Genomic DNA, 12527 nt, shown 5'->3' with positions numbered 1-12527 from the left:
TTCCTCTTACGGAATTTCTACCGTAGACCATTCATAAACGTTGCGGTTGCGCAGGGTGACCAGATCAATTGCATGACGCTGCAGCTGCTTCTCCGCATCGGTTTGCGGTTGCCAGCCCGGAACAGGTTCAGCCTTGCCATCACCGGCGACGACCATGATCGCAATCGACTGGGCGACCTGGTGAAGGTCACGGTCGTGCGCTTTACCCGACCAGGCGCGGACTACCAAATAGATCGAGCGCTCTGTGGTGTGGACAACGCGGGCTTCAATTTCGACGATATCGCCCACATATACGCCGTGGTAAAACTGCACGCCACCTGCAAAAACTGCGACCGTGGGTTTGCCGGCCCAACGCGAAGCACACACGTAGGCCGCCTCATCGAGCCAGTTCATCAGGGTACCGCCCTGCAATCGGAATCCGGGGGTCACGCTCGCGGCGTGGGCAATGAAGCACAGCAGAACAACTTCGGCGGTGGTTTCGGACGCGTCAGGAAATGACACTTGTCCCAGCGACTCTTCACCGCGGGTATGTTCAATGGAGCGAATAGCAGCGACTTCACGACGACGATGCCCCGCATCCGTGCGAGGCTCCCACTTCTTGACCTGTTTTGGCTCGCCCTGGGCGTCAACGGCTTCGTAGACAATGACCACCCACGTAGCCACGGTCGGCTCGCCGTCGGCACCCAAAACATCAGGTAACGCCAACCGAGCCTGAACATGCACCCGCGATTCCTCGGTGTAAATAAGTCTGGCCTGGGCCGCGATCTGCGTATCAACGGGTACCGGATGGCCGAATCGCATATTTCCGATATAGGTGGCCACTACATTCGTGGCAGCCCAAGTAGCGGCAGTAGCGTAACCGGCTTTATCCAACCAGCTCATAACCGTACCGGCGTCCACGTAGCCCGAAGGATGATCGTACGCTTCAGCCCGGAAGTGTAACGTAATGGAACTTCGCGAGCGCATAATTCCTAAACTACCACTTGATCTTGTGTGCACAATAGACGCATGTCCTTTTCTTCACAGCCTTCCTCCAATACTCCGGATCACTTTGCTAAACCCGTGACCGTGCGAATCGCCAACGCCGTTGAAACACTGGGGTACACCACCCTCGTCGACTGGGCCATGCGACTCCTGTCCGGCCAGACTACGCCGGGCGCCGAATCCGATCCTGACATCAAACTCTTGGGCGGTATGGATGCCATCGAAGTCTATATGGGTCGCGTTTGGGCCGGCCAAGCACTCCTCCACGCCTGGCACCACAAAGCCACCGACGCCGTCCAAGGCGCACTTACCGACGACGAATGGCAGGTTCGCGAAGTCGCCGCCGAACTCGTAGGCCACCACGAACTCACAATGGTCGACGACCTAGTCGCGCTCCTGGCCAATGACGCCTATCCGCAGGTTCGTGTTGCTGCCGCCAACGCCATCGGTGCGACCGCCACCCCGCAGCATGACGTCGCTATTGACCGTCTGCAGCGACTCGTCATGGATCCAAACACGGTGCTAGCTGCCGCCGCCGAGGACGCACTCGACGAGATCTCAAAACGTCACAACCGTCCTGATCTGGCCATCGCTTCGAGGTACTAAACTTCTAGTTTTTCACCTAACTCATCTACTGTCTCTGGCGGATTGACACGGAATCCTCGTGTAAGTACCGCGAGAACAATCACACCGATCACCATCCACGCTATTCCCAAGGTAATAGCGTGGATGTCCAGCTGTGTCAGCAACGTCAGCACGACGACGACACCGAGTAACGGAGCTACAACCCACGCGAGTGAGCTGAGGGATTCGCCCGCACGCCTGCGCTGTGACCAATACACCAGTACTGCAACATTGACCATGGCAAATGAGATAAACGCACCGAAGTTAATGAAGGAAGTCGAAGTCGTGACATCCATCGCCAATGCGATGAGCCCCACCAGGCCGATGGCAACAATTGCAACAACAGGGGTGGCAAATCTGGGGGCGAGTCTTGAGAGAATTCTCGGCATGACTCTATCGCGCCCCATTGCATACAGTAGTCGCGACCCTGCAGTTTGAGCCGCGATGCCCGAAGTAAACTGTGCGATCACCAGCGCCGCGATGAAGACTGCCGCGAAAGCTGCCCCGCCGATTCGGGTCGCGATTTCGAAACCTGCAGCATCCACGTTTTCGAAGACCCCACCCGGATGGACCAGTTGCACGGCATACGAGACAACAACGAATATGCCCCCACCTATCAACGCGATCAGCATAATGGCTTTCGGGACGGTCTTGCGCGGCTCGATCGTTTCCTCGGACATAGTAGTGACAGCGTCGAAACCAAGAAACGCGTATGCTGCTACCGCAGCACCGGCTACAACCGGAGTAGCTTCGCCAGCTTCACCAAGAAAAGGAGCAATCGAGAAAACAGAGGCCAGACCGCCGTCGCTTGTGACCGACACAATAGAAAACAACACGAAGAGCACCAACACCAGTGCTTGGAATGTCATTAGGACCACATTAACTTTGTCGGCTACTCGCATCCCAACAACATTCACAACCGTAGTGACCACGATAAAAATAATGATCCACACGGCTAACGGGATGGCGGGAAATTGAGCTTGCAAATATGAGCCACCGATCAACCAAATCACCATCGGTAAAAACAGGTAATCCAGCAGCGTCATCCAGCCCACCATGAATCCTGGCTTTGCCCCCATAGTGGCTCGGACGTAGGTGTATGCCGACCCTGAAATTGGGTAGACGCTCGCCATACGGGCATATGAGTGCGCAGTAAAAAGCATAGCGGCCGTGGCTAAAGCATATGCACCGGCTGATGCCCCAGAGGTAATCGATGCGATCACCCCAAACGTACCAATCACGATTAACGGCGTCATATACGCCAGGCCGAAGACAACCAAGGAGCGAAGGTTCAGAGAACGAACCAGAGTCTGCTGTGCCATATTATGTTCTATCTCGTTTCGGTCTAAAAGTATCTGGGCTCAGTCTGCCCTGATACATGGGAAGTTTTATGTCTCTTTTGCCACCATCCAATTGGTGCCACAGACGGTTCGTCCCGCGGGTACCAACCTCACGGACACGAGCTAAGCGATCAGTGTCAATGGTGACGACCAAGGTGTCCTCATCATCACCAAGTTCACCAAGCACATAGCCCTCTGGGTCCACAGCGATAGTGCGCCCCCTGCCAACAGGTGCAGCACAATTGACTGACAGCATATAGTTTTGATTCACGATGGCGTTCGCTTTGGCCAGAATGAGCTCTTGTTCCCTGTCAGGGCTGATAGTTTTCACAATGTTCAGGACAAACTCAGCACCAAACCACCCCAGATGACGAGAGTGCTCCGGGAACCACGCGTCATAACAATTCGAAAGCCCTGCCCGTCCAAGATCCGTTTCAACCACAACAAATTCTGTGCCGTACTCGTGTGGTTCAAAGGGACGCCACGGAAACATCTTGCGGTAATGCGCTACAAGTTCCCCGCTTGGATTGAAAAGTAACTGCGTGTTATAAAATTCGTCGCCTACCATTTCGCCGATCGATCCTGGACACAGCCAAATCGCATACCGCTTGGCGATTCCCCCGAGATCACGAACCAGTTCCGAGTCCAGCTCAACCGCTCGCGCTCTCTCAGCCTGGTCTCTCAGTTCCTCAGGAAGGTACTCGGTCCCGTGCAAATGCAATTCGGGGTACACCAACATGCCCGTTTCTGGATACCTCGCAAGAGTCTTGGCGACATCGCGCGCGAAGGCCTCTACCGGGTCTTCCTCAAAAATCGGCTTGCGTTGTGCTAGCGCCACCTTGAAACGCATAACGGCAACGTCCTTTCAAAATTCTCAGAGCCAAATTTTAATACGCTCATTTTGAACAATATAAGGCACATCACAAGCCTAAGTCAACGAAGGCGCTCAACTCGTTAGACTGAGATCATGGACGACGTCGCGCCCCAACACCACTCAACTTCGGAAGTGCTGCACGCATCCCCTGGAGCAAAAGCACTCACCAGACTGTCCGCAGTCGACACAGTCCGCGCGAGAATCCGTCTTTCCATTGACTCAGACTTGCTCCCACCGGGCACGAAACTACCTCACCTCAACGACATCGCTGCTGGCCTCGAGGTCTCGAAAGCCACCGCCCGGCGCGCTCTGGAGCAGCTTGTCAATGAACATGTCCTCGTGCGCAAACGTGGACGGTATGGCGGAACGTTTGTCGCCACCGAGATCCCAGCAGAATCCGGGGACGCGACGGACGCGTACCACTCAGCTGCCTCGGTTGTTCGACTGCTGATAGACCAGCGCTCACTTATGGAAACCACAATCATGCTTGCCGCAGCCCAGCATGCCACGGAGAGCGACTGCCAGAAGCTTGAAGTGCTAACCGAAAAATCTGAAGCATCGACGACCTGGTATGAGCACCATAAATACGATGTGCAGTTTCACCGCCACTGCGCTCACATGTCGCGACTTCTAGAATTGGACGCCTACCTCGACACCTACCACACACTTCATCACTATTTCGTGCCGTACCCTATGGAAAAAATTCAACCGCGCATCGACGAACACAGGGAGCTCATTGAGGCGTTTCGGGCGAACGACGCGATAAGAGCCGCCCAAATCACCCAACGACACGTGGGAGCCCTGCGAAACGAAATGTTCATTGGCCTAACAAAAGTCAACGATACATAGCAGCTGGAGACTTCACCGCACCTCGCTAACGCCGCTCGCGACCTCCCTAGCCAACCCCACACCCGCCTCTTGAATGCCTGCCCACGAGGCCGGAAAGGCCACCTGGACGCACCCGAAACCTGGTCGGGAGCTAAATGTGGATACTCAGAACAAGGCACCACAGTTATCCACAAAATACGATATTTACCACACGCTAATAGGTTTACCTGATATTAGGATGCATCCAACGTTAATTAAGTTCAACAAAACTTATTAAAATACCTCAAAATCATTGATTGTTTACCTGGTTTTCGGTAAAATAAAAGGAACATCAGACGCTCCCAATTCCTATTAGTCGAGATATTCCTCATCCGCCCCTCACAAAAAGGAAGGACGCTGCCGTGGCGCAAACCCTGGTCCCACCGGATATCAGCTCTGCGGTACTCCTCGATGCAATAAACGGCGATGCAGTCGACGACATGTCCTTAGGTGAATTGGCGTTGGCAAAAGCCTTCTTTGGCCAGAAATTTTCGGAGCGTTTTGCCTCCCCACATGCGGTGAATGAACTGGCAACGTTCGACAAGGCCCCCGGCGACGATTGGTCAGGATACAGTTCAGCATCGAAGCAGAAACAGCATGCAACTGACGAACGACCTGCGCCGGTACCACCAGAAAACGTCGAAGACACGCTACAGACCATTGCCGTGATGATCTCGCAGCATGAGCGATCAACGGAAGCTGATATGGCGAACCTTGCACGCAAACTTGAGGTCGCGCAGAAAGATCCGAGCGCCTACCTCGGCACACCAGAAGGTATCCAGGCATTTAAAGCCCCCAAGGATTTCTTTCGGCAAACTATGAAGATGTCGAGCGGCAAAGCCGACAAGATACTCAGCCGCGCTCAATTCGTCACACATGGTTCCGACGTGAGTCCCACCCTGCCCGGAGATGCTCCAAAAATGCCGAAAATGGCTACGGCATTCGCACAGGGCTTGGTCCCTTCTGAAAATCTTGACCGCTTTATCTCCATGGACCAAGACCTCACGAAATACGCGATCGAGTCCGGTCATACGCCCGCGTATAAAGACGAGATCGTTCGATCAGTTGAACCCATGTTGGTCGAAGCCGCAACATCTTCCACACCTGAAGAGATCAGCCAAAGTAAACACCGTTTGATAGAGATGATCGCTCACCACATTGATGCTGATGGGCCACCTCCTTCTGAGGTCCTGCGCAAGAAACCAGACAACGCGCTTCGCCTGAAATCACACCAAGACGGATCGACGACGGCCTCTATGCATATGGACCCGTCCTGGGGTGCATTCCTCAAGGAATTCCTGAATACGAACCTCAATTTTAAAGGCGACACTCCCCTGCTGCCAGACAATATCGACAATCTCTACAAAGCAGCGGCTGACGCAAAAGCTGACCAAGCGGACCACGAAAACTCCGACAGTAACGCAGAGGACGAGCAGCAACCAACTGAGGCGGAAGAAATAGTCGCTGAGGACGCAACCGGAAACACTTACAGCGCTGAAGAAATCAGCACCATGGACCTGCTTTCGCGAGCTGAACGAGCCGGTGCCATTCTGCTCGGCGCCTTGTATTCGGTCATGAGCATGTCGCCGAAAGATGCTACTGCAAAATCTGCTCACGGTTCGCCTGCAAAACTTGTAATCGTTCAAGATATCCAGACAGCCTATGCCACCTTAGGTTTGCCAGGGCTGCCAGAGGCAGTGCGACGACCCCACGGGCCAGGCGGCATACTGCCGACGGTGATCAAACGGCCCAATCCAGACAAGCACGAGACACAAGTATTCGTAGAACATACTGGGTCAGACGATATCTATACCGGGCACGTCAGTCCAGTGCCCTGGACTCCGTATCAGTCCGAAGGGGTCAACGTGGGGCCGATCCACCCGAAGAATGCTGCCCAGGCACTCTGTGATACGGAACTCACGGGCCAAATTTGGAATGGACAGGACATCGTTCTGCACGAATATCGCACCAAACGGATGTTCACGACAGCACAGCGCAAAGCAATCTTCGCCAGGGATAAAGGCTGCCAAGCACCAGGTTGTACGATCCAGGCCACCTACTGCCAATGCCACCATTGCAAAGAATGGTGCAATCAGGGACTAACAAACGAGCACAACGGAATCACCGTTTGCTCGCGGCACCACGCTGATATTCACAATGGCAAATGGCGCATCAGAAAAATCAACGGCATCACGTATTTCCAGCCCGCAGCATGGGTCGACCCGTATCAGCCCCTCCTGCGAAATCTGTACTGGAACGGTTAGGGAACACAGAACCAGCGGCCAAATCTGACCGCTGGTTCTGTGTATGACTAGACCGAGGTTCCCGCTTCGATATCATCCATCTCTGCGTCCAGATCCAACGGCTGATGTCGAGTACGAACCATACTGCTGACCGCAGCCAACACGACCCACACCGCAGCAATCAAGATGATCACATCGATCACTACGAGTAGCCACTGACCATCAGCGATAAAGGTTCCCAGCTGGATGATCGCCGCGTACATCGACACGAAGAACACGAAGATCAACGGGATCAGCACCGGCCACGCAGGACGCTTGGTGCGCAACAAGATAATGACCAGGATCGACATAGTCAGCGCTGCCAACAACTGGTTCGTGGTACCGAACAACGGCCAAATGATCATGCCGCCTCGACCATCACCGCCGGCAGAGAACGCCAAACCAAAGCCAGTCACCAGCGTGATCAACGTAGCCGCGAAAACGCTGAGTTTGACACCGAACAACTCGAAAATCTCAGCTGTGACAAAGCGCTGCAGCCGAACGCCCGTATCCATCGTTGTGGCAGCAAACAGGACAGCCATGGTTGCCAAAATCGTAGCTGCCAGACTCTCTGGAATAGCCAAACCAGCGTTGAGAATACCCCCGCCGGCAGTGACAAATGCACCAGCACCACCCTCGTTGAATGCCGAATACACTTCCTCCCAAGCCGCCAGAGTGGCAAAGCCCGACGTCGTAGCGATGATCGTGCCCAAGGCCAACAGACCTTCACCCACGGCACCGAAATACCCAACCAATCTGGCATCCGGTTCCTTATCCAACTGCTTGGACGAAGTACCCGATGACACCACACCGTGGAAACCCGAAATCGCCCCACACGCAACCGTCACGAACAACAGCGGCATAATCCCGGGCGTGCCTTCAGGAACATTTTGATTGACCGCCGGTGCGACAACAGTTGGGTTTGAAATGAAGACTGCCAGGTACAGCAAGCCCAGACCAACGAACAGCTGCAACCCATTAATGTAATCACGAGGCTGCAGAAGCATCCACACCGGCAACATCGAAGCAATTCCTGCATACAGAAAGAGGACAATAATCCAGAACGCCGCGGAGGACATACCCATGATGGTCTCTGGCAATGCAACCGGGAATCGGTCTCCCAAGATAATCAACCCGTACAGCGCACCAACACCGACGATCGAGACGATCGGAAGATTCCACTTCAACCGGTAAATGGCCTGCCCAATCAGTAACGCAACCGCGATCGCACCCCAGACCGGGATGACCGCCGTCGGTGTAGAGATGAGCAGATCTGCGATGACCACAGCAAAGACCGCGTTGACCATCAACAACAAGAAAAAGATGACGACAAGGAACAAGATGCGTCCCGAACCGCCAATGTATCGGCCAGAAAGCGTACCGATCGAACGCCCTTTGTGACGGGCCGAAGCCCAGAGGGCGCCCATGTCATGCATGCCTGCGAAAAACACGGTGCCCAACGTGACCCACAAAAACGCGGGCAGCCAACCCCAGATCACTGCGACAGCGGGTCCAACGATCGGCGCGGCACCTGCAACGGAGGTAAAGTGGTGTCCCCACAAAACCCATTTATTGGTCGGAACGTAATCGATTCCGTCCTGGTACTTATGTGATGGTGCTTGATAGTCCGGGCTCAGTTTAAATACCCGTTTTGCTAGAAACTTGGAGTAGAGAAAATACCCAAGCAACATCATGACTATGCCCACCACAGCCATTACTAAGGACTGCATTGCCAGACTCCTTCACGGTGAGTGATGTGTCTAGCACACTTTAGTCAACGTCATGATCCGTGTCACTACAGCTGTGTGATTCCACCACGTCAGACACCAGGTTGATTAGCTATGTGGGCGTCCTTGTGGCATTTCATTTGCCGCCACCGCGGGGAAAGGTTTACCGCCGTTGTACTTTTCTTCGAGGCGCTGCACTTCTGTCATGACCGCACGGATCACGAACTGGCTGAGTGAACGGTGTCCCTCGGGGACCATGGTATGCAGGACAGCGCCACGCAGTCGGGCGGTATCCTCGGGTTCCTGGTAGAAACTCACCTTATTGGGGTGTTTGCGAGGCGCAGTTTCCGGGTTCTGCAACACTTCTTCGACCACTTCAGCGGCGGGCTCTTCGACGTCGTCGGCCGCATCCTCATCCGGTTCCGTAAACGGTTCGGGGATGGAAATACCAATGTCGAAGGCACCTTGGTGCTCGGTATCATCCGCTGCTTCAACGGTGGGCTCCGCCGGTGCGGCGGGTTCGGCCGGTTCAAGGTCAAACAGCGTTTCGTGATGTCCCTCAGACATGTTTCACCCGTGGTCATGATCGATGGCGTGTGTGGTCGGTTAATACTCTAGGTGTTGAACGATCCTGGTTGGCACAGGCGGCGTCGGTGTGGTGTTGTGACTTCGGTTCAGGCGGGGATCGTTCTAGAGTGGGGGTTATTGCCGAACTGCTAAGGATAGATCATGGAATTTCGTCATCCAATCGTTGCCGCACCAATGGCCGGCGGACCGTCGTCCAATGAACTAGCTCGCGCGGTGGCATCCACGGGAGCGCTCGGATTTCTCGGAGGCGGCAATAAAACCGCTGCACGCTTGGCCGAAGATTTTCGTTCGGTGGCCTCAAGCGGTGACGTGGGCGTGAACCTGTTTGTCCCGGATGCGGCCAACACTGCGGTCGATGTCGCGAAGAGTCAGCAAGGACGTGCCGAAAAGCTGACGGCATTTCGCAACGAACTCCTGCCGTTTGCCGAACGGTTGGACGTTGAGCTCCCGACCGTTGAACAAGCCGGCGCAGATGTGTCGGACGACTGGGATGCCAAACTTGAGGCGGCAGTCGAGTGGCCAATCGTGTCCTTTACCTTTGGACTTCCCGGCCCAGAGGTGTTCCAGAAGCTGCATGAGTCCGACACCCAGGTTGGCGTGACGGTGACCTCGGCGGCTGAAGCCCGCAATGCCGCGGACCACGGCGCCGACTTTTTGGTTGTACAGGGGCCCGAAGCTGGTGGGCACCGTTCGGTGCATGACCCATTGGGCACACCCGAAACCCTGGAACTGCCCGAACTATTGGACGCGGTAAACGCCGTCGTCGATATTCCCTTTGTTGCAGCGGGTGGCATTATGACGCCGGAGGATGTGCACAAAGTACAGGCCCACGGTGCATCGGCGGCTGCGGTAGGGACCGCACTGTTATTGACCGATGAGGCCGGCAGCAACGCACTGCACCGGTACATGTTGCGCACCGATCGTTCGGGGATCACACAGTTGACGCGTGTGTACTCGGGGCGGGTTTCACGATCGCTGGTCAATGAGCTGATGTCGCTGGATGCCCCGGCCGCATATCCGGAAGTCAATGCGCTGACCGTGCCAATCAAGCGCGCGGCCATCGAGGCTCGTGATCCACGTTCGACCCACCTGTTCGCCGGCACCGGGTATTTGCAGGCCCGCACCGGTAGCGCCGTCGAAATTATTGACTGGTTGGCATCCTAACGAATCGTCCCAGAGGATGATGCGACTGGCCAGCACTGCCGCATAGGGTTGGTGCCGTGAAGTTTTTTGACCGCATTGTCACGTGGTGGCGCACATATCCTCGGCTCGCCGATGGGCTCATCATTCTGCCGCTATTGGGGCTGTTGCTGGTGACCTCTGCCGGGTCGATGACGTCGGCGACCTTCCCCATGCTCGTGTACAACTGGCCTAACTGGGCGCTGCGAACCGTCGTCGTGACTATTCTGGTGCTGCATATGGCACCGTGGGTTATCCGTCGGACGAATCCGGTAGCCTCAGCTGCCCTCGTGGTGGTCGGCTCGCTGATTCACCTGGTGCTTGGGCCCGAGTTGCTGCCGTCGATGATTATGGTGGTGCTGACCGTCCAGAATCTCGCCCATTTGGCCCCGAGTTGGGCATCGATTGCCGGGTTCTGTACTGCGCTCGTGGGAGCGGTGCTCTACGCCGCAGAAGCAACGATGCTGCCACATTTCTGGGGTGAAGGGTCGTATTCGGAAGGTGAACTGATCGAACCGTCCGGGGCGTTCTACGCGCTGCCGGTTAGCATCCCTGTCATTGCACTGGTGGTGCTGTTCTGGGCAATCGGCAACGTCCAGCGCACCCGGCGCGTCCGGATGGAAACCCTGCAGGCCCGGACAGAGCAGCTGCGCATTGAGGCTCGTCAAGAACGCGAACTGGCTGCCGCTGACGAACGCAACAGGATTGCCAGGGAGCTCCACGACATCGTCGCGCATTCTTTGCAAGTGATGATTTCGCAGGCGGACGGCGGGCGTTACGCAGCAAGAGCTGATCCAGAAATCGCTGCGCGCACTCTGGGCACCATCGCAGAAACCGGCAGGGACGCACTCGACCAGATGCGCCGGCTTCTCGGTGTGCTGCGTGATACCGATGCCGCCGCAACCTCTCCGCAACCCGGCCTTGCTGATATCGACGAGCTGATTGCCACGATACGGTTAGCCGGCATGCGGGTCGAGTTGTATCGCAGCGGTGAGCCCCAACACCAAATGGCCGACGGGGCAGAACTGGTGCTGTATCGCATCACTCAGGAAGCCCTCACCAATGTCGCCCGGCACGCTGGACCCGATGCGACCGCTACCGTGACACTGCGGTGGTGGAATTCAGGGGTCTCAGTCACGGTTGAAGACGACGGCATTGGGGCAGCCGAAACCGATAACGCCGGTCAGGGGTTAGTGGGCATGCGAGAACGCACCGCACTGTATGACGGCACGCTTTCAGCCGGTCCGAAAGCAAGCGGCGGATTCCGGGTCCACGCGCAACTGCCCTATCAAACTATTTAGGCTTCGCCCAGATATGCATAGCGACTACCAGCACTGCCGCACCCAACCGCTAGACTCTCATATTCCACAGTCCACCTGCGAGGATTGACTCCATGCAACCCATCAAAGTGGCCATCGTCGACGATCAGCAGCTTATCCGTTCCGGGCTGTCGATGCTCGTGAATTCCCGGGACGATATGACGGTTACCGGTGAGGCATCCAATGGCCAGGAAGCCGTGCATTCGGCACATATCCGAGCCGCCGACGTCGTCCTGATGGATGTTCGAATGCCCGTCATGGACGGGATTGCCGCAACCAAGGGGTTACTGGAGCACAATGGGGCCCTCAAAATTATTGTGCTGACGACGTTTGACCTCGACGAGTATGCCCTGGACGCGATAGACGCCGGAGCCAGCGGCTTCCTGCTCAAGGATGCGCCACCGGAGCAGCTTCTCGGCGCCATCACTTCGGTGTTCCACGGCGATGCGGTGATTGCACCCTCGACGACGAAACGGTTGCTCGAACACCTGGTGACCCCGAAACGTTCGACGCCGTCGGCGGAATACGACGCCGAGCTGGCGGCTCTAGCCACACTGACTGCTCGTGAACGTGAGGTGTTGGAAGCCATGGCCGAGGGGTTATCAAACACCGAGATCGCGGCGAAACTGTTTGTCTCGGCCACCACTGTCAAAACGCACGTGGGCAAAGTGTTGACGAAACTGGGGGCTCGTGACCGAGTGCAGGCCGTGGTGCTGGCCTACCGCACCGGTATCGTCTAAGTC

Annotated in this window: 11 protein-coding genes; 6 read left to right on the top strand and 5 right to left on the bottom strand. The window is 56.0% G+C overall.

Translation table 11 applies throughout. The features are described 5' to 3' along the window. Window positions 1-6: 6 nt before the first annotated feature. Window positions 7-966 (bottom strand): acyl-CoA thioesterase, encoded by a 960-nt coding sequence (locus tag G583_RS14710; RefSeq protein WP_022870325.1) that lies wholly within the window; start codon window positions 964-966, stop codon window positions 7-9. A 42-nt stretch (window positions 967-1008) separates the two neighbouring features. Here G583_RS14710 and G583_RS0106210 point away from each other — a divergent pair, with 42 nt between their 5' ends. After that, a complete protein-coding gene (locus G583_RS0106210; RefSeq protein WP_022870324.1) occupies window positions 1009-1590 on the top strand; it encodes a HEAT repeat domain-containing protein in 582 nt (193 codons plus the stop codon). Here G583_RS0106210 and G583_RS0106205 read toward each other — a convergent pair. Both G583_RS0106205 and G583_RS14705 read right to left on the bottom strand, forming a co-directional pair. Continuing rightward, the gene (locus G583_RS0106205) at window positions 1587-2930 is read right to left on the bottom strand and encodes an APC family permease (protein WP_022870323.1); all 1344 of its coding nucleotides are present in this window, start codon (window positions 2928-2930) and stop codon (window positions 1587-1589) included. The genes G583_RS0106210 and G583_RS0106205 overlap by 4 nt on opposite strands. A 1-nt stretch (window position 2931) precedes the next feature. Then, window positions 2932-3798, bottom strand: coding sequence for a carbon-nitrogen hydrolase family protein (locus tag G583_RS14705; protein ID WP_022870322.1), 867 nt, complete (start codon window positions 3796-3798; stop codon window positions 2932-2934). A 117-nt stretch (window positions 3799-3915) separates the two neighbouring features. Between G583_RS14705 and G583_RS14700 the strand changes: the two genes are divergently transcribed. Continuing rightward, window positions 3916-4671: a FadR/GntR family transcriptional regulator gene (locus G583_RS14700; RefSeq protein WP_022870321.1), complete on the top strand. Its 756-nt coding sequence runs from the start codon at window positions 3916-3918 to the stop codon at window positions 4669-4671. Window positions 4672-5051: 380 nt separating this feature from the next. Next, on the top strand, window positions 5052-6953 hold the full coding sequence (locus G583_RS0106190; protein ID WP_022870320.1) for an HNH endonuclease signature motif containing protein: 1902 nt from the start codon (window positions 5052-5054) through the stop codon (window positions 6951-6953). Window positions 6954-7000: 47 nt separating this feature from the next. On the opposite strand, the gene G583_RS0106185 is transcribed toward G583_RS0106190, so the two are convergent. Both G583_RS0106185 and G583_RS16785 read right to left on the bottom strand, forming a co-directional pair. Continuing rightward, the gene (locus G583_RS0106185) at window positions 7001-8701 is read right to left on the bottom strand and encodes a carbon starvation CstA family protein (protein WP_022870319.1); all 1701 of its coding nucleotides are present in this window, start codon (window positions 8699-8701) and stop codon (window positions 7001-7003) included. 105 nt (window positions 8702-8806) lie between these two features. Then, window positions 8807-9265: a ParB family protein gene (locus G583_RS16785; RefSeq protein WP_022870318.1), complete on the bottom strand. Its 459-nt coding sequence runs from the start codon at window positions 9263-9265 to the stop codon at window positions 8807-8809. Between the two features lie 162 nt (window positions 9266-9427). On the opposite strand from G583_RS16785, the gene G583_RS0106175 reads away from it, so the two are divergent. The 3 genes from G583_RS0106175 (at window position 9428) to G583_RS0106165 (ending at window position 12524) form a co-directional block, all read left to right on the top strand. Further along, window positions 9428-10450, top strand: coding sequence for a nitronate monooxygenase (locus G583_RS0106175; protein ID WP_022870317.1), 1023 nt, complete (start codon window positions 9428-9430; stop codon window positions 10448-10450). A 56-nt stretch (window positions 10451-10506) separates the two neighbouring features. After that, the gene (locus G583_RS0106170; RefSeq protein WP_022870316.1) at window positions 10507-11766 is read left to right on the top strand and encodes a sensor histidine kinase; all 1260 of its coding nucleotides are present in this window, start codon (window positions 10507-10509) and stop codon (window positions 11764-11766) included. 92 nt (window positions 11767-11858) lie between these two features. After that, window positions 11859-12524, top strand: a complete 666-nt coding sequence (locus G583_RS0106165) for a response regulator (protein ID WP_022870315.1) — start codon at window positions 11859-11861, stop codon at window positions 12522-12524. Window positions 12525-12527 lie beyond the last annotated feature (3 nt).

Source organism: Yaniella halotolerans DSM 15476, assembly GCF_000420805.1.
GTDB classification, from domain to species: Bacteria; Actinomycetota; Actinomycetes; order Actinomycetales; family Micrococcaceae; genus Yaniella; species Yaniella halotolerans.
Note: the sequence above shows the minus strand (reverse complement) of the source record. Positions and strands in the feature narration are given on the sequence as shown.